Origin of the sequence: Acinetobacter beijerinckii CIP 110307 (assembly GCF_000369005.1) — a bacterium.
Lineage (GTDB): Bacteria > Pseudomonadota > Gammaproteobacteria > Pseudomonadales > Moraxellaceae > Acinetobacter > Acinetobacter beijerinckii.
The window spans coordinates 679,457-698,920 of record NZ_KB849765.1; the positions used below are offsets into that span (position 1 = coordinate 679,457).

The following is a 19,464-nucleotide window of genomic DNA, read 5'->3' on the forward strand; positions in this document are numbered from 1 at the left end:
GTGCTCTCCTAGCGATCTTTTATTTTGCTGAGTATGATTGCGACAACAGCACAGAAAATCACGCTGCCCCAACCGAATAAGCCTTGTAAACTCATGCTATAAGTATCGTAACCATTTTTGACGAGGTTAAACAAAGTCATACTTAAAGTCGTTAACAAAACCAATGAAGTAATAACGGTTAAAGTAAATGCCCAGCCCTTACCCAATTGGATCGTTGAAATACGATTCACATGATCACGAAGTTCGATTAATGCAGAACGTTTAAACCACGTAATACAAAGGATCGAAACAAGCGCACCGCCCACAATACCAATGTTATTGATAAAGTGATCGACAATATCCACCAGTTTAATCGCATTTACGCTTGAGAATAAGATCACGGAAACCAATGCACTACCGCCACCAATGATGGTTACGGCTTTCTTACGGCTCCATTTCAACTTATCTTGCATCGCTGCAATCGGCACTTCCAAAATACTCACCATTGAAGAAATACCCGCAACAAAGAGTGATGAGAAGAATAAAAGACCGAAAATATCTGAACCTGCACCTAAGCTTGAAATAATCTTAGGGAAAGCAATGAAGGCAAGACCAATACCACCACTGACAACATCTTGTACATTGCTTCCTGCTGCATGTGCCATAAAGCCCAATGCTGCGAAAATACCAATACCTGCCAAGATTTCAGTCGAAGCATTTGCAAAACCAACGATCAATCCAGAACCTGTGAGGTTGGTTTTAGGCTTGAGGTAAGAGGCATAGGTCACCATGATCCCGAAACCAACCGATAACGAGAAGAAAGTGTGTCCATATGCAGCTAACCACACTTTATAATCCATCATTGCCGACCAGTTTGGTGTGAAGAATGCATTCAAACCTTGAGCAGCACCTGGTAAACGTAATGATTGAACTACGAGGATGGTAAATAAAACAAAGAGTAACGGCATGAAAATCTTATTCGATAATTCAACGCCTTTTTTAACGCCACCATACAGAATAATTAATGTTAATGCCCAAATACCAACGATCGGCCAAAATAAATGGCTGACAAATTGGAAATCAAAGCCAGAAGCTTTTGATGTTTGCAAATAGGTATTAAAGAAGAAGCTTTCAGGGTCGCTTCCCCATGCTTGACCAATCGAGAAGTAAACATAACTACCCGCCCACGTCAGCACGCTGGCATAGTACAAACCGATAATGATACAAACACAGACTTGCCACCAACCTAATGTTTCACCACCTTTAAATAACGCTCTATAAGCTTTTGGAGGTGAGTTACGGGCACGATGACCTGTCGCATAATCTAAAAATAAAAGGGGTAAACCAGCGGTAATGAGTGCAATAAGATAGGGTATAAGAAAAGCACCACCACCATTTTCATAAGCAACATATGGAAAACGCCAAATGTTGCCTAAACCTACAGCTGAACCTACAGCTGCAATAATAAAACCAGATCGTGATGTCCAGTTTTCACGAGAATCTGCCATAGAACACCTAAATATATACCAGTGGCCTTTTCAAACTGTGTTAGCTTTTTATTATCCAACAGACATGAAAAGTGCCGTAAAAATCTTGTTTAGCTTGCATGAAATTTCAACCTTGTGAGTCTCTCATTTTCATGAACAAACAAGCAAAAACCAAACCATCTTCCTTAAAGATTAGATTTTATTTTCTGCTTTGTAATAGCCGAACAATACCTGTTTTTGTTTCTTTTTACTGTAAATTCTACAAAAAATTCTTGCCATTCGTCGCTAATTCCAACCCAATTGATTATTTTTCAACTCAATTGGGAAACCAGCTTTTGAATTTATCGTTAGATAAAAACGCTCAGCCATTTAATCGTTTTACATCGGCATTTAGTTTTTAATTCGATAATGCCCTGTGATCTTATATTTATATAAAATATCTGATTCTTCAGCGCCACGACCAATATTATGTAAAATTAACGGTGTTTTCTGAAAGATGCTTTTTTTGTCAGAGACAATTCCGATATGCACCAATCCTTGCCCTAAATCCCAAGTCACAACATCTCCAGCACGATAATTCTGATCAGTGATTTGATAACCTTGTCGTTGGAAATACGTTGCGATATTGGGTACTCGACGATGATCTATATTTTTATCAGGTGTTTTGAGCCCCCATTTATTTGGATAAACATTAAAATGTTTACGCATATCTTCATGCATCTTTTGTTGTAAATCGATGCCTTGCTGTCGGAGTGCACGTACAACAACATCGGTGCAGACTCCTTTAATCAAAGGCACATCGCCCATTGGATAAACTAAGCGCGTATACGCTGGATCATAATATTTTGTTACTCCAATTTGTTTTCTCGCATCAGTGACCAGCTGTTGTGAGGAAAATGCCGATACCGACATATTCCAAAGCATAGACATAACAACTAAGACAAGTTTCCATCCTCTCATCATGACAGCTCTTTAATCGCCAACAAACGCTCTTCTTGCATGTCACGAATGGCAGAGTGAATACCCTCACGTCCTAAACCAGAATCTTTTACGCCACCATACGGCATATTATCTACACGGAACGTAGGAACATCATTGATAATTACCCCACCCACATGCAAATGATCCCATGCATAAAGCATATGATTTAGATTTTGAGTATAAATACCTGCCTGTAAACCAAAACGGCTTTGATTAATCGTGGCGATGCCCTGCTCAAAGTTTTTAAATTTTTCTAAAATGGCGATTGGCCCGAATGCTTCGTCTTTGTAAATTTCAAGTTTAACATCAACATTCTCCAACAATGTCGGATCAAGAAAGACGCCTTCAAGCTTGCCGCCAATCAATATTTTTGCACCTTTTTTCTCAGCTTTATCAATCCATTTTTTCAAACGTACTGCTTCAGCTTCTTTAATCATTGGTCCAACAATTGTTGTACTTAATGCAGGATCGTCTACCTTTAGTTTTTTTAATTTGGCTAATAATTTCTTTTTTACCTCGACATAAAGATCAGCGTGAACCAAAATTCGTTGCACACTAATACAGATTTGCCCTGCATGCCCGTAAGCTGCTCCGATTAAACGATCAATAATCGCATCATCAATTACGGTGTCAGTATCAATTAAAACCGCTGCGTTGCCGCCTAGTTCTAAAGTGACTTTCTTACGACCCGCACGTGCTTTCATATCCCAACCGACTTGGTCAGAACCAGTAAAGCTCAATAATTTAAAACGATCATCTGTCACTAGAATATCAGCGGCTTGACGATCACATGGCAATATTGACCAAGACCCTTTCGGCAAATCCGTCTCTGCTAAAACTTCAGCAATTTTCAGCGCACTAATCGGGGTCAAGCTCGCGGGTTTCAGCACAAAAGGACAACCTGCTGCGATCGCTGGCGCAATTTTATGCGCGACTAAATTCAGCGGAAAATTAAATGGACTAATCAAAGACACTGCACCTATCGGCACATGTTTTACCATGCCCCGATAACGTGAAGCAGCAGGCGTTACCGCTAAAGGAATCATTCGACCATCATCAAGCTGTGTGACGGCATCAGCGGCCAACTGAAAAGTATTAATTAATCGCTCAACTTCGGCACTCGCTGCACCGCGTGGTTTACCGCCTTCGGCAATTAAAATATCAGTCAGTTCATCACGTAATTCACTAAAACGTTTCACGCAATGCAGCAATATTTTTTGTTTTTGAAAGGGTTTCAGTGCTGCCATTTCTGCCTCAGCACTGACAGATGCGGCAATGGCTTTCTCTAGCACTTTTGCATCTGCTAACGCCACTCGAGCATAAACTGAATTTCTATACTTATCATGTACTTCTAACCATTGACCTGTCTTGACTGCTTTCCCAGCAACATAAAGTGGATAGTCCACAACATTCTGTACATCAGCCATTATTATTGCTTCCTTTTAAAAGTTTAAATTTAGACTACTGCATATTTTCTGAGATCACTATATGATTCGCCCATTCACTGATGAATTCACAACAATTCATTACGCTTTTGATATGAATTAGGACATTGCGATGAAAATATTAAAAATATCAATCTTAGCTTTAGGGACAAGCTTTTGTGGGCTAGCACAAGCAGATGTGATTGGTGTAAAAGCAGATGCCAGTTATTGGTTTTATGATGGCAAAGCACAAGTTCAACCTAAACCAAACACTTCATCATTAGCGAATAAAACAGGTGTAGATGATCTTCTACTAAACCCTTATGCCGGTCTATCTGCACCTGAAGAAAAATTAGATCGTAAAGGTTCAGCGCAAATTTCACTGGCCTTTGAACATCCGATTCCACTTATTCCAAATGCAAAAATTCGCTATGTGAATTTAAAATCACAGACTGAAAAAGAAATTGCAGGACAACCCGTGTATGACTTAAACATCGATCACACTGATTTTCTTTTATACTATGAAATCTTAGATAATATCGTCGATGCGGATGTTGGTCTTGGTGCAACCAAATTAAATGGTGATATCAAGACACTAAATCTTAGTAAAATTGATATCGATAAAACCATTCCTGTTATTTATGGGTCAGCAGGAGTTAAACTGCCATTTACAGGTTTAAGCGCAAAAGCGGAATTGTTATATAGCAACTTTAACGATACCAAAATCACGGATGCTCAAGCAGAGTTACAATATAACTTTATTGATAATTTATTGGTCGATGTCGGCTTAAAAGCAGGTTACCGTATTTTAGATGTGAAATTCGATGACTACAAAAGCAATAACGTCAAAAATGATCTTAAATTTGACTTTAAAGGTCCTTATATCGGCATAGATGTCCATTTCTAATATCGTCGCTCTCTAAACAAAAGACCCTGAATCATTCAGGGTCTGACCGACTACAGTTTGATTGGAAATACTACGAGCAACATCAAAACTGTCACTGTTCCAATAAAAATATTCATGGGCAAACCCACTTTGAGAAAATCATTAAATCGATAATTTCCAGGCCCCATGACCATAAGATTAGTTTGATAACCTAGTGGTGTCGCAAAACTAGCAGATGCACCCATCATAATTGCAAAAACAAATGGAATCGGGTTTAAATGAGCCTGTGAAGTGATTTCCAACACGATTGGCAAGGTCAGTAATGCCGCTGCATTATTGGTAATGACTTCTGTAAGCACTGAAACGAAAAAGTAGGTTAAGATTAATAATAAAATTGCCTCACCTGCACTGAAATGCACAATAAATTGTGCTAATAACTCAGCAACACCTGTTTTCTCTAAAGCTGCCCCAAGAGCAAATGACGCAGCAATCGTTAAAATAACCGTTAAGTCTAAACTTTTCTCTGCCTGTTTTACGGTTAAACACTTTGCAAAAAGCATCGCCCCTGCTGCCAATAAAGCCGCATTCAACATACTCAGGAGTTCAAAACTTGCAGCTCCCACTGCTACAAGTAAAATTCCCCATGATAATAGAGCCTTATCATGTTTGAGCGGTTCATGGTCGAGTTCATTGACCAGTAAAAAATCTTTATTATATTTTTGCCGCGTCACAAAAGCTGGACGAGCTTCTAACAACAACGTATCACCAGCCTGTAATTTGATATTACCTAAACCACCTTTCAAACGCTCACCATTGCGAGCCACGGCTAACACAACTGCACCATAACGATTGCGAAACTTCGAGTCACGAATTGCGCTCCCGATCGCTTCACAATGTGGTGAGACCACAGCTTCAACTAAACGACGTCCTGCATGTGATTCTTCTAAAGCTGATTTTTCGTCAATACTCGACGGAGCAATTAAACCATTAATTTTAAGAAGTTCAGTAATCGCTTCTGTGTCTCCAGCAAACACTAGACGATCACCACCAAATAAAACCTCATCTGAAGAGACTGCGGATAACACCGTTTGTTGACGCTCGATCTCAACCAGATAAACTCGCTTTAAACTTCTTAATCCCGCAGCTGCAACCGATTGTCCCACTAAAGGACCATTTGGGCTTACAATGACCTCTAAGGTAAATTCACGTAGATTAGAAAAAACATTTTGCTCTTGATGATGGGGTAACAACTTTGGCGCAAACCAATACATCGCAAACATACCAATAATGGCAACAGGTAAACCAATAACTGTGATATCAAATAGACCAAAACCTGCTTCACCAGTTAAGGTCTGATACTGACCATTAACCACCAAATTGGTACTTGTCCCGATCAATGTAATTGTTCCGCCGAGGATTGCGGTATAACTCAAGGGGATCATGAGTTTTGAAGGAGGAATTCCTATCTTTTTTGACCAACTATTCAATGCAGGAATCATTGTCGCAACCACGGGCGTATTATTTAAAAAAGCACTGAGTGGCGCTATAGGTAAAAAAATCCGTAATAGAGCCATCCGCTCAGATTTCGGTGAACCTAATAATTTATTAACGAATAAGTCAATTCCCCCAGAGTTTGAAATACCTGCTGCAACCACAAACATTGCGGCAACTGTAATCAATCCAGAATTACTGAAACCCGCCAAAGCTTCTTGAGCAGTCAACACACCAAATACACTTAATATCGTTAAAATTGCCATCATTACGATATGCGGAGCAATTTTTGAAAATATCAGTGTAAGTAGCCCTCCAAGCGTTAACGCCAAAGACAACCAACCTTCCCAGCCCATCTAGCAGTCTTTCCATACATCTATAATTTCCCGAATTCTATATCGTTAAAGTTCATATACAAATGCGATTAAAAGCTAACCTTAGCTAAAATATTCATAACAAAATTCATATATTTGGTGTGTTTTTCTATTCCACAGTTGAATCACGATTGAACTGTACGCTTCAGCCTACAAAAATCGCAGCAATTGACGAATATACCGACCTCAACTTTTCACCTATTATTTGAAACATAGAGAGATAGGAAGTCTCATTGAGAATAATAAAACACACAGGACGTGGTCGTTCATAAGGACTATAAACGACAAGAAACTGAATACGAAGAAGCCCCGTCAGGATGATGGGGCTTCTTTTTATCTATTATTTTATTGGTGATTTAAAGACTTCTAAGATATACAACTATTTCGCTATGTTCTGCCAACTCAGCAAGTTGTAATGCAGTATATTCGCCTTTATAAGCTACATTAGCACCCTTACTCACCAGTAGCTTCACTACAGCCAAATGATCATTCTCCGCAGCAGCTTGTAAGGCACTATAGCCTTCGTCATCGGTCTGGTTTGGATCTACGCCCTCTGCCAATAGCTGCTCGACTTGTTCCACATCACCTAAGGATGCCCAATACACTAGCTCAGGAAGATGCAGCTCTTCATCATCTTCGGGGAGTGGAGAGAAAGAGTTGAGTTTCATAAGAAATGACCCAGTTTTTAGTATCAAGTATAATTAAAACTTAAATTTGGTAGCGTATCTATAATAAATTTGATGGATATAACGCCAAGTTCAGTGGCAGTTTTTTAGTCGTGGTTTTTCGGAATACTTTTACGCAGCAAAACCATAAAAGCACGACTTAAAGCTACCCAAGGGGTAATTCGACTTGTTAGGTATTAAACTCTGTTCTCCATGACGTTGTCATTCTGCATACGTTTTCTGCACTTCCTTTTTGTGCTGGTTCTGTACCATGAACGTGAATCCTGTTATCAAAAATAAGTAAATCACCTTGTTGTATATCTACATATATTCGACCTTCAGGATTTTCATATTCAATAATTTTTCCACAAGTTGAAGCTATTGCATCTTTGTTTAGAAAGAACTTACCTTGCGAAAAATCGTTATTTGGCTTAGTGAGCATAGTTACAGCCACATAGTCATTTCTGCCATAGCCTACGTCTCTACCTCTATGCCGCTCTATATAACCACCCAAACCATATTTGAAAATTGGGAAATATTTTTCATTGATATTTCCTGACCAGATTAGACCAGTAATCTGCTCTAATTTTTTTATTCCTTCCTTTGATATTTGCATAGACTCTTCTGTTGAAAGATAACAATACGACAAAGGTGATCTATTAGATTCATATACGATATTATATCTGTCACTACTATCATTTAGACCCATTGCTCCTGTATCTAAATATCCTTTTTCTGCTTTGTAAAATTCAGAAACTAAGAGATCACAATCAACCTCGCTAAGGAAGTTCTTGATGTATACATACCCATCATTTTCTAATTTTTCTTTCATTTTAATTGCTCCTGACGCCTAACTACTCTTATGCTGTAGAGATAACACAAGATGCTAAAACTTGCTGCATAAGATATCTGTTTTATTATAAATTGAATAAAAAATAATTGATTTATTTGAACTATAAAATATTTTTGAATAAGAAAAATCAATAATAGTCAACTCAGCTACCTAAATTATTTTTCTCTTTCCCTTGCAAAAAAACACCCCCTGCTCTATCGAGTAGGGGGTGTTTTGAATTTAAAAGCTGGCGATGACTTACTCTCACATGGCAAGTGCCACACTACCATCAGCGCGAAGAGGTTTCACTTCTGAGTTCGGGAAGGGATCAGGTGGTTCACTCTTGCTATTGTCGCCAGCAAACTGTTTTGGCTTTCGGTGGTCTTACTCTTGAACTTAATTTTAAGTTCTTTGCCACTTAGTACCGAAAGAGTTATTAACGGATTAGATCATTGGTCTGTATTGTAACTAGTTTATACACTAAATCAAGTTAAGTATTGAATTTATCTTGAATACAACAACTGTTTGGGTGTTGTATAGTCAAGCCTCACGAGCAATTAGTATTGGTCAGCTTCACACGTCACCGTGCTTCCACACCCAACCTATCAACGTCCTAGTCTCGAACGGCTCTTTAGAGGACATAAAGTCCTAGGGAAATCTTATCTTGAGGTAGGCTTCCCGCTTAGATGCTTTCAGCGGTTATCCCTTCCGAACATAGCTACCCGGCGATGCCACTGGCGTGACAACCGGTACACCAGAGGTTCGTCCACTCTGGTCCTCTCGTACTAGGAGCAGATCCTCTCAAATTTCCAGCGCCCACGGTAGATAGGGACCGAACTGTCTCACGACGTTCTAAACCCAGCTCGCGTACCTCTTTAAATGGCGAACAGCCATACCCTTGGGACCTGCTTCAGCCCCAGGATGAGATGAGCCGACATCGAGGTGCCAAACACCGCCGTCGATATGAACTCTTGGGCGGTATCAGCCTGTTATCCCCAGAGTACCTTTTATCCGTTGAGCGATGGCCCTTCCATACAGAACCACCGGATCACTAAGACCTACTTTCGTACCTGCTCGACTTGTGGGTCTCGCAGTTAAGCGCGCTTTTGCCTTTATACTCTACGCGTGATTTCCGACCACGCTGAGCGCACCTTCGTACTCCTCCGTTACTCTTTAGGAGGAGACCGCCCCAGTCAAACTACCCACCAGACATGGTCCTCGCCCCGGATTACGGGGCAGAGTTAGAACCTCAACATTACCAGGGTGGTATTTCAAGGACGGCTCCATTGGAACTAGCGTTCCAACTTCAAAGCCTCCCACCTATCCTACACAAGTAAGGTCAAAGTTCAATGTCAAGCTGCAGTAAAGGTTCACGGGGTCTTTCCGTCTAGCCGCGGGTACACTGCATCTTCACAGCGATTTCGATTTCACTGAGCCTCTGCTGGAGACAGCGCCGCCATCATTATGCCATTCGTGCAGGTCGGAACTTACCCGACAAGGAATTTCGCTACCTTAGGACCGTTATAGTTACGGCCGCCGTTTACTGGGGCTTCGATCAAGAGCTTCGCTTACGCTAACCCCATCAATTAACCTTCCAGCACCGGGCAGGCATCACACCCTATACGTCCACTTTCGTGTTTGCAGAGTGCTATGTTTTTAATAAACAGTTGCAGCGGCCTGGTTTCTGTGGCTGCCAATAGCTCAGGGAGCAAGTCCCATCACCGTCAGCAGCGTACCTTCTCCCGAAGTTACGGTACCATTTTGCCTAGTTCCTTCAGCAGAGTTCTCTCAAGCGCTTTGGTCTACTCGACCTGACCACCTGTGTCGGTTTCGGGTACGATTCCTGTGTAACTGAAGCTTAGAGACTTTTCCTGGAAGCATGGTATCAGCCACTTCACTGTACAAGTACAGCTTGCTATCAGCTCTCAGCATAGAGCACCCCGGATTTGCCTAAGATGCATGCCTACAGCCTTCCACCTGGACAACCAACGCCAGGCTGACTTAACCTTCTCCGTCCTCTCATCGCATTACACAGAAGTATTGGAATATTAACCAATTTCCCATCGACTACGCCTCTCGGCCTCGCCTTAGGGGTCGACTCACCCAGCCCCGATTAACGTTGGACTGGAACCCTTGGTCTTTCAGCGAACGGGTTTTTCACCCGTTTTGTCGTTACTCACGTCAGCATTCGCACTTCTGATACCTCCAGCATACTTCTCAATACACCTTCATCGGCTTACAGAACGCTCCCCTACCACTTACGCTAATGCGTAAATCCGCAGCTTCGGCACATAGTTTTAGCCCCGTTACATCTTCCGCGCAGGCCGACTCGACTAGTGAGCTATTACGCTTTCTTTAAAGGGTGGCTGCTTCTAAGCCAACCTCCTAGCTGTCTATGCCTTCCCACATCGTTTCCCACTTAACTATGATTTTGGGGCCTTAGCTGGCGGTCTGGATTGTTTTCCTCTTGACTACGGACGTTAGCACCCGCAGTCTGTCTCCCGGATAGTACTCATTGGTATTCGGAGTTTGCATCGGTTTGGTAAGTCGGGATGACCCCCTAGCCGAAACAGTGCTCTACCCCCAATGGTATTCGTCCGAGGCGCTACCTAAATAGCTTTCGGGGAGAACCAGCTATCACCAGGCTTGATTAGCCTTTCACCCCTATCCACAAGTCATCCCCTGGCTTTTCAACGACAGTGGGTTCGGTCCTCCAGTTAGTGTTACCCAACCTTCAACCTGCTCATGGATAGATCGCCTGGTTTCGGGTCTACACCCAGCAACTAAACGCCCTATTAAGACTCGATTTCTCTACGGCTCCCCTATGCGGTTAACCTTGCTACTGAATGTAAGTCGCTGACCCATTATACAAAAGGTACGCAGTCACCGAACAAGTCGGCTCCCACTGCTTGTATGCATGCGGTTTCAGGATCTATTTCACTCCCCTCACAGGGGTTCTTTTCGCCTTTCCCTCACGGTACTGGTTCACTATCGGTCAGTCAGGAGTATTTAGCCTTGGAGGATGGTCCCCCCATATTCAGACAAGGTTTCACGTGCCTCGCCCTACTCGTCATCATTATGTGTGCCCTTTCGTGTACGGGAATATCACCCTCTACGTTCGCACTTCCCAGAGCGTTCCACTAGAACACACATAACTTAATGGGCTGCTCCCCGTTCGCTCGCCGCTACTAAGGGAATCTCAATTGATTTCTTTTCCTAAGGGTACTGAGATGTTTCACTTCCCCTCGTTCGCTTCATAAACCTATGTATTCAGTTTATGATACCCGCCTTATAGCGGGTGGGTTCCCCCATTCAGAAATCTCCGGATCAAAGGATATTTGCCGCCTCCCCGGAGCTTTTCGCAGGCTATCACGTCTTTCATCGCCTCTGACTGCCAAGGCATCCACCACATGCACTTAATTACTTGACTATACAACCCCAAACAGTCGTTAACACATACAAGTGAGTGTTAGCGTTGCAAACTTAATTGCTACTATTCGTTGTCTGTGAACTTAATCACCATACAGCTTCAATCTAAATTCATTACCAAAACGCTTGATTCAGTGTTTTTGCTAGTTCTCAGATTAACTCTTCATCCAACTGAAATACTTACGTATTACTGTTAGTGTTGAATTAATCGAGTTTGAACAATTTATTTCAGACTCAATTTTCTAATCTGTTAATGATTAACTACCACCTCGTCGGTGCGTAGTAAACTGTGATAAATCACAGAAGTTAATAAACTCAAATCAAAATCTCTTTTGATTTATTTAGGCATTTATTAATTTCTATAATTTACTTTAGCTTTGAATTAATTTCGTTTTTACAAACTCTTTTTAATTCATGGTGGAGACTAGGAGAGTCGAACTCCTGACCTCCTGCGTGCAAAGCAGGCGCTCTACCAACTAAGCTAAGTCCCCAGCTTAAATCATAATGAACGACATATCTTTCAATCTAGCAGCTTGTGATTATTCATCACTTCGTCAGTAGTGGTGGGTCTGACAAGACTTGAACTTGTGACCCCACGCTTATCAAGCGTGTGCTCTAACCAACTGAGCTACAGACCCTCAGATACATCTTCGAAGAACAACTTGTTGTGGATTCTTACCGGCCATCAATCTTTCGTTAAGGAGGTGATCCAGCCGCAGGTTCCCCTACGGCTACCTTGTTACGACTTCACCCCAGTCATCGGCCACACCGTGGTAAGCGTCCTCCTTGCGGTTAGACTACCTACTTCTGGTGCAACAAACTCCCATGGTGTGACGGGCGGTGTGTACAAGGCCCGGGAACGTATTCACCGCGGCATTCTGATCCGCGATTACTAGCGATTCCGACTTCATGGAGTCGAGTTGCAGACTCCAATCCGGACTACGATCGGCTTTTTGAGATTAGCATCCTATCGCTAGGTAGCAACCCTTTGTACCGACCATTGTAGCACGTGTGTAGCCCTGGTCGTAAGGGCCATGATGACTTGACGTCGTCCCCGCCTTCCTCCAGTTTGTCACTGGCAGTATCCTTAAAGTTCCCGGCTTAACCCGCTGGCAAATAAGGAAAAGGGTTGCGCTCGTTGCGGGACTTAACCCAACATCTCACGACACGAGCTGACGACAGCCATGCAGCACCTGTATGTAAGTTCCCGAAGGCACCAATCCATCTCTGGAAAGTTCTTACTATGTCAAGACCAGGTAAGGTTCTTCGCGTTGCATCGAATTAAACCACATGCTCCACCGCTTGTGCGGGCCCCCGTCAATTCATTTGAGTTTTAGTCTTGCGACCGTACTCCCCAGGCGGTCTACTTATCGCGTTAGCTGCGCCACTAAAGCCTCAAAGGCCCCAACGGCTAGTAGACATCGTTTACGGCATGGACTACCAGGGTATCTAATCCTGTTTGCTCCCCATGCTTTCGTACCTCAGCGTCAGTATTAGGCCAGATGGCTGCCTTCGCCATCGGTATTCCTCCAGATCTCTACGCATTTCACCGCTACACCTGGAATTCTACCATCCTCTCCCATACTCTAGCTGACCAGTATCGAATGCAATTCCTAAGTTAAGCTCAGGGATTTCACATCCGACTTAATCAGCCGCCTACGCACGCTTTACGCCCAGTAAATCCGATTAACGCTCGCACCCTCTGTATTACCGCGGCTGCTGGCACAGAGTTAGCCGGTGCTTATTCTGCGAGTAACGTCCACTATCCAGTAGTATTAATACTAGTAGCCTCCTCCTCGCTTAAAGTGCTTTACAACCAAAAGGCCTTCTTCACACACGCGGCATGGCTGGATCAGGGTTCCCCCCATTGTCCAATATTCCCCACTGCTGCCTCCCGTAGGAGTCTGGGCCGTGTCTCAGTCCCAGTGTGGCGGATCATCCTCTCAGACCCGCTACAGATCGTCGCCTTGGTAGGCCTTTACCCCACCAACTAGCTAATCCGACTTAGGCTCATCTATTAGCGCAAGGCCCGAAGGTCCCCTGCTTTCTCCCGTAGGACGTATGCGGTATTAGCATTCCTTTCGGAATGTTGTCCCCCACTAATAGGCAGATTCCTAAGCATTACTCACCCGTCCGCCGCTAGGTTAGGTAGCAAGCTACCTTTCCCCGCTCGACTTGCATGTGTTAAGCCTGCCGCCAGCGTTCAATCTGAGCCATGATCAAACTCTTCAGTTTATAATCATTAGTAGCTTATGGCTACAAATCTTGGCTCATCAATTTTCTGACTTTAATTTCTCAAATAAACTTCGAGTAATTTCTACCATCTAATCAATGAAATATTTTCGATCGATTAACCAGTAAAAATCCACACAAGTTGTTCTTCTATTCTCTTAATGATCTTCTCAATGATTCGTCATCATCAAGCTAGGTCGGCTATATTACTCTGAATTTCTTCAAAGTCAACAGGTAATTTAGATATTTATCAAACTTATCAACCAATCCAAGAATCCAACCTTTCTAGCCAAATCCTTGTTTCTCAACAAGTTTTTATCTGCATCACCGCCGATGGATGTGCATTCTACAGCATTTCAGGTCAGGCGCAACCCCCTTTTTTATTATTTTCTTTTGCATGTTTCTTTTTTCTACAAAATCAGTGTTTTCGTTGTTTTTATCAGCTATTTACGTATAAAAAGCAGGCTCATGGCCTGCTTTTTATTATTTACATTTCGAATTAGTCAGTAAAAGTCACACGTGCAATGGCTTTTTTACCCGATTGAATGATTAAAGTGACATTCTCTTTTACAGAGAAGCTCATATCCACCACATTCCAGTCGACTTTCACGGCACCACGACCCACGGCGTCTTTTGCCGCAGCTGCATTCGGGTTTAAGCCCGCAACGCGAAGAATGGTTGCAATAAACAACTCACCGCCAAACTCGCCACGAGAAATGGTTACTTCTGGTGTATCTTCTGGCACTTCGCCTTCGGTTACACGGTTACCTGCGCTCTTATGTGCATTTTCAGCCGCTTCTGCATCATGGAAACGTTCAACCAACTCAAGCGCCAAAATACGTTTGATTTCTTGTGGGTTACGACCCGCAGCCATTTCATCAAGCAAGACTTTGATTTCATCCAATGACTTAAAGCTCAGTAAATCAAAGTAACGTTCAATCAAGCTATCTGGCATCGATAAGATTTTTTGATACATTGCACCTGGGGTATCAAATACACCAATATAGTTGCCTAAAGATTTAGACATCTTATTCACGCCATCTAAACCTTCAAGAATCGGCACAGTAATACATACTTGTGATTCTTGACCGTAACGACCTTGTAAAGTACGTCCCATCAATAAGTTAAAGGTCTGATCTGTACCACCTAACTCCACATCAGCTTCAAGTGCAATCGAGTCATATCCTTGTACCAATGGATAGAGGAACTCATGAATTGCAATCGGTTGATGGTTGTTATAGCGCTTAGTAAAGTCATCACGCTCTAACATACGTGATACGGTTTGCTGACTTGCCAATTGAATTAAATCAGCCGCAGTTTTTTGGCTAAACCATTCTGAGTTAAAACGTACTTTGGTTTTATTCGGATCTAAAATTTTAAAGACTTGTTCTTGATAGGTTTTGGCATTGGCAATCACTTGCTCTTGTGACAACGGCGGACGCGTTGCGCTTTTACCAGTTGGATCACCAATCATGGCTGTATAATCACCAATCAAGAAAGTCACTTCATGACCTAAATCTTGAAAGGTTTTTAATTTATTAATTAGAACCGTATGTCCTAAGTGTAAATCAGGAGCCGTTGGGTCAAAGCCTGCTTTTACACGGAGTGGACGATTCTCTTTCAGTTTTTTCAATAAATCTTCATCAGAGATAATCTCGTGCGTGCCTCGTTGAATGAGAGCAAGCTGTTCTTCGGCTGGCAAGAAATTTGACATCACAAAACCTAAACACATCAGTTATTCAATTTGTGCGATATACTAACATTTTTTCAGCATCTTGCAGGATAAGTTGTATATGAGCGCAATCTATATTGGTGTAATGACAGGCACGAGCATGGATGGTGTTGATATTGTTGCAACTTCATTTGATCCTTTAACACTGCACGCTACGCTGACAGTGCCTTTTGAGCCTGAGTTACGTGATGAATTAATGGCACTCACGCTTCCAGATGACAATGAAATTGATCGTATGGGTAAAGCCGATGTTGCTTTAGCCAAAATGATCGGTCATGGCATTAATCAATTGATTGAAAATAATAATTTAGATCGAACGGATATTAAGGCAATTGGCTCACATGGGCAAACCATTCGCCATCGTCCTGAATACGGATTTACCTTACAAATAGGTGATCCCAATATTATTACTGAGATCACTCAACTTCCTGTTATTTCAGATTTTCGTCGTCGAGATATGGCTGCTGGTGGTCAAGGTGCACCGTTAGTGCCTGCATTCCATCAAGCTTTATTTCAGCATGATAGTATTCACCGTGTGATTTTAAATTTAGGTGGCATTGCCAATGTCAGCATGTTACCTGCAAACGATTTAAACGGCGTATATGGCTTTGATACTGGCCCTGCCAACATTTTGATGGATGCTTGGTGTCATCGCCACACTGGACATCCTTATGATGAAAATGGGGATTGGGCAGCCTACGGTAATCCAGTACGCTCATTGTTAGATCGTTTACAGACCCATGAGTTTTTTGCCAAAGAACCACCGAAAAGTACAGGGCGCGAAGACTTTAATCTAGAATGGCTTGATGATCAGATTAGCGATTGGCGCAATGATCTTGAATATGATGAGCTTGAAGATACGCCTGAAAATATTCAAGCAACGCTCATGAAACTCACCACACGTGCAATTAAAAAAGCCATTTATCGCAGCAAAGAGTTCATGCCTACAGGTGAGGTCTATGTATGTGGTGGTGGCGCTTATAATTCATTTCTGCTTGAACAACTGCGTTGGCGTTTGCGCAAACACAATTGGTCAGTACAAACCACAGATGCTTTAGGCTTGGCACCGACTTGGGTAGAAGCAACTGCATTTGCTTGGTTAGCAATGCGTTTTGTACAACAACTTAGTGGTAATTTACCTGCCGTCACTGGAGCCAGTGGTGATCGTATTTTAGGAACGATTACGGCGGTATAAACAAAAAAAGCTTCTCAATTGGAGAAGCTTTTTTAAATTAAAAATCTTTTAAATCGAGAAAGATGAACCACAACCACAGGTCGTTGTTGCATTCGGATTCTGCACGACAAAACGTGAACCTTCTAATCCTTCTAAATAATCGACCACTGAACCAATTAAATATTGATAGCTCAATGAATCAACTAGCATTTTAACATCGCCATTACTGAATTCAGCATCATCTTCATTCATGCTTTCAGCAAAATTAAAGCCATAAGAAAAACCTGAGCATCCACCACCCGTTACATATACGCGTAACATAAGATCGTCGTTGCCTTCACTTTCGCGCAATTGGCGAACTTTTTTGGCAGCATTATCTGACAATTCGAGAGCTTGGGCATTCATGATCATATTCCTCGGACTTTAATACGTCTTTCATAAATAAAAGACCCGATATGTAGTATAGCATACTCAATATCGGGTCTGTCTTGGACGTTTAAAGTGCTGTTAAAGAGTTTTTACATGTTTATTTGTAATTCTCTTCTTGTAAGCCACATTCAAAGTTTTTGGCATCTTCACGGCAGCGGAATTGCCACAACAATTTCATCATACGCTTATCATAAATCCCTTTTGCAGTCAGACTAATACGCGCTTCACGCATTAATTTTTGATAACCTGGTTTATCTGAAGCAGGAACTTCCATCCAATATTTTTGTGGAATATCGGCTTTCATTTTACCTAGAATGGTAAAAGCACGTGGCAGTTGGCCTTTAATCCACTCTCGTGATTTTTGACCAAATCCTGCTGGGAATTTTTCTGGATGAATAATTAAATTACCAGTTACCTGTAGAATTGGATAATTCACAATTGCACCTTTAGTGCCTAAACCTTTATGTAATTCTAGAGGTTTAAAGGCTGCGGCAGGTGCGCCAATAATATCGACCTGACCATTGTTAAACTTTGCACCAAAGTTGGTGATATCAGAGCTCACTGCTTGAGCACCGACTTGAGAGGCCATAATTTTTTGTGCTTCATCATAATCTAGAACAGCAATTTTCTTACCAGCAGCTTTAGCGACAGTATTGATATTACGGTCATTGACCAGCAGATACGCATCCCCGACTGGAATAACACCCACGACTTCGTATTTTCCATTCACCATCGCTTTTGCAAACACTGGGCTTGCTAGGCCTTGCATTACTTTTACTGCAAGCTTGAGATCAGTAATCGCACCGATTGCATCCAATGAACCTGTAAACTGGTTAAATTGACGACCGCGCATACCTGTGATGCTTACGCCATCACATTTACCCGCTTTAAAGTCTTCAGCGATAACTGCTTCATTAGTACCCACTTTCAACTCAATATCAGCACCCCAATTTTTTGCGGCAAGCTGATAATCTTTCATTAATGCGTATACATCGCCACTTTTACCAACGATATCAAATACACAAATTGTTTGTTTTGCTTGAGCTCCAGCAGATACTGCTGCTATGCCCGTTGCAAGTAGAAGTGTTTTAAACCATTGCATATTATTTTTCCTTTGCATCTATGCTGATTGTTGTTGCATAACCCTAAAATTAAAGAACTCTGTGATGTCCTAGCGAGTCTTCAAATAAATATCATTTGGATATATCTAATCTTATGATCTCGATTTTTATAAATAAAGACAATGACTTAAATGACGGCGCTTATTAAAACAAAAAGCCTAGATTAATCTAGGCTTTAAGTAGGTTTTATCGCATTTTAGGATTATTCACCTGGTAATGCACATTCAAAGTTTGATTTGTTCACTGAACAACGAGATTTTTTCAATACAGACATCATACCTGCATCGTAAATACCGCGCTTAGTCAAATCCATACGACCATCACGTAATAATTTTTGATACTTTAATGTATCTTCCGCGCTTAAGTTCATTTTGTACTTCGCTGGAATTTCAGCTTCGTAACGTTTGATCATTGCAAATGCTTTTGGTAGCTGCTTCACAAAGTAATCACGAGATTTTTGACCAAAACCAGCAGGGAATTTTTCTGGACGAATAACAAGATCTGCAGTTACTTGTAATACTGGGAAGTTGAAGATACCACCATTAGTACCTAAACCCTTGCTCAATTCTAATGGTTTATATGCATAAGCTGGCGCACCAACCATATCTACTTGACCATTGTTAAATTTAGCAGCGAAGTTAGAAATATCAGAAAGTACTGCTTGAGCGCCTACGCGTTGTACCATGATCTTTTGAGCATCATCGTAACCCAATACAGCGAATTTCTTACCAGCCGCTTTCTCAATCGAGTTAATATTTTTGTCGCGTACGAAAATATAAGCAGCACCTAGTGGAGAGATACCCGCAATTTCGTATTTATTACCACCAAGATTAGTGGTCATTTTTGCCGCATTACGAGCGTCAAGAACATATGTAATCGCACGTTGAGCAATTTCATTGCTTGGCGCACCACCTAGAGAATCGATAGAACCCGCGAATTTATTGTATGGACGAGCACGCATTGCTGTCATAGCAACTGCAGCACATTTTCCAGCTTTAAAGTTGTTATCTGCTACTTGTTCATCCGTAATTGCAAGAAGGTTTACATCCGCACCCCAGCCCTTTGCTGCGAGCGCCCAATCTTGCATCATTTTGTATGATTCACCTGACTTTCCTAATAAGTCGAATACACACACGTCAATTGCTGCTTGTGCCGACGCAGACACACCTAAGATTGAAGTTGTTGCAATAGCAAGTGCAATTTTTTTCATATTTTTCATCCTTTCACA

Annotated in this window: 12 protein-coding genes, 2 tRNA genes and 3 rRNA genes; 2 read left to right on the forward strand and 15 right to left on the reverse strand. The window is 41.9% G+C overall.

Translation table 11 applies throughout. The features are described from left to right. Positions 1-8 precede the first annotated feature (8 nt). The 3 genes from F933_RS08755 to F933_RS08765 form a co-directional block, all read right to left on the reverse strand. Positions 9-1,487, reverse strand: coding sequence for a sodium-dependent transporter (locus F933_RS08755; protein ID WP_005052774.1), 1,479 nt, complete (start codon positions 1,485-1,487; stop codon positions 9-11). A gap of 369 nt (positions 1,488-1,856) precedes the next feature. After that, positions 1,857-2,429, reverse strand: a complete 573-nt coding sequence (locus tag F933_RS08760; RefSeq protein WP_005060412.1) for a DUF1287 domain-containing protein — start codon at positions 2,427-2,429, stop codon at positions 1,857-1,859. Beyond that, positions 2,426-3,874: an aldehyde dehydrogenase family protein gene (locus F933_RS08765; protein WP_005060414.1), complete on the reverse strand. Its 1,449-nt coding sequence runs from the start codon at positions 3,872-3,874 to the stop codon at positions 2,426-2,428. Before F933_RS08765 ends, F933_RS08760 begins: the two co-directional genes overlap by 4 nt. 130 nt (positions 3,875-4,004) lie before the next feature. Here F933_RS08765 and F933_RS08770 point away from each other — a divergent pair, with 130 nt between their 5' ends. Continuing rightward, positions 4,005-4,778 carry a TIGR04219 family outer membrane beta-barrel protein gene (locus F933_RS08770; RefSeq protein ID WP_005060416.1) on the forward strand — a complete coding sequence of 258 codons (774 nt, stop codon included), beginning with the start codon at positions 4,005-4,007 and terminating at the stop codon, positions 4,776-4,778. 50 nt (positions 4,779-4,828) lie between these two features. On the opposite strand, the gene F933_RS08775 is transcribed toward F933_RS08770, so the two are convergent. The 9 genes from F933_RS08775 to tyrS form a co-directional block, all read right to left on the reverse strand. After that, on the reverse strand, positions 4,829-6,604 hold the full coding sequence (locus F933_RS08775; RefSeq protein WP_005060418.1) for an SLC13 family permease: 1,776 nt from the start codon (positions 6,602-6,604) through the stop codon (positions 4,829-4,831). 374 nt (positions 6,605-6,978) lie between these two features. Continuing rightward, positions 6,979-7,290, reverse strand: a complete 312-nt coding sequence (locus tag F933_RS08780; protein ID WP_005060421.1) for an ankyrin repeat domain-containing protein — start codon at positions 7,288-7,290, stop codon at positions 6,979-6,981. A 187-nt stretch (positions 7,291-7,477) separates the two neighbouring features. Next, complete coding sequence (locus tag F933_RS08785) at positions 7,478-8,119, reverse strand: hypothetical protein (RefSeq protein WP_005060424.1); 642 nt, start codon at positions 8,117-8,119, stop codon at positions 7,478-7,480. A gap of 245 nt (positions 8,120-8,364) precedes the next feature. Beyond that, positions 8,365-8,479 (reverse strand): 5S ribosomal RNA (rrf, locus tag F933_RS08790). A gap of 176 nt (positions 8,480-8,655) precedes the next feature. Beyond that, positions 8,656-11,549 (reverse strand): 23S ribosomal RNA (locus tag F933_RS08795). Positions 11,550-11,963: 414 nt separating this feature from the next. Continuing rightward, positions 11,964-12,039, reverse strand: a tRNA-Ala gene (locus F933_RS08800). A 70-nt stretch (positions 12,040-12,109) separates the two neighbouring features. Next, a tRNA-Ile gene (locus tag F933_RS08805) sits at positions 12,110-12,186 on the reverse strand. Positions 12,187-12,245: 59 nt separating this feature from the next. Next, positions 12,246-13,783 (reverse strand): 16S ribosomal RNA (locus F933_RS08810). Together the 16S, 23S and 5S rRNA genes with 2 tRNA genes alongside form the textbook arrangement of a ribosomal RNA operon. Before the next feature lie 496 nt (positions 13,784-14,279). Beyond that, positions 14,280-15,512, reverse strand: a complete 1,233-nt coding sequence (gene tyrS, locus F933_RS08815) for a tyrosine--tRNA ligase (RefSeq protein WP_155757855.1) — start codon at positions 15,510-15,512, stop codon at positions 14,280-14,282. 61 nt (positions 15,513-15,573) lie between these two features. On the opposite strand from tyrS, the gene F933_RS08820 reads away from it, so the two are divergent. Next, positions 15,574-16,707: an anhydro-N-acetylmuramic acid kinase gene (locus tag F933_RS08820; protein ID WP_005060429.1), complete on the forward strand. Its 1,134-nt coding sequence runs from the start codon at positions 15,574-15,576 to the stop codon at positions 16,705-16,707. A 48-nt stretch (positions 16,708-16,755) separates the two neighbouring features. Here the strand turns inward: F933_RS08820 and erpA are convergent, their stop codons facing one another. The 3 genes from erpA to F933_RS08835 form a co-directional block, all read right to left on the reverse strand. After that, positions 16,756-17,091 (reverse strand): iron-sulfur cluster insertion protein ErpA, encoded by a 336-nt coding sequence (gene erpA, locus F933_RS08825; RefSeq protein ID WP_005055364.1) that lies wholly within the window; start codon positions 17,089-17,091, stop codon positions 16,756-16,758. A gap of 121 nt (positions 17,092-17,212) precedes the next feature. Further along, positions 17,213-18,217: a putative solute-binding protein gene (locus tag F933_RS08830; protein ID WP_005055365.1), complete on the reverse strand. Its 1,005-nt coding sequence runs from the start codon at positions 18,215-18,217 to the stop codon at positions 17,213-17,215. Between the two features lie 221 nt (positions 18,218-18,438). Further along, positions 18,439-19,446 (reverse strand): putative solute-binding protein, encoded by a 1,008-nt coding sequence (locus F933_RS08835; RefSeq protein ID WP_005060433.1) that lies wholly within the window; start codon positions 19,444-19,446, stop codon positions 18,439-18,441. Between the last annotated feature and the right edge of the window lie 18 nt (positions 19,447-19,464).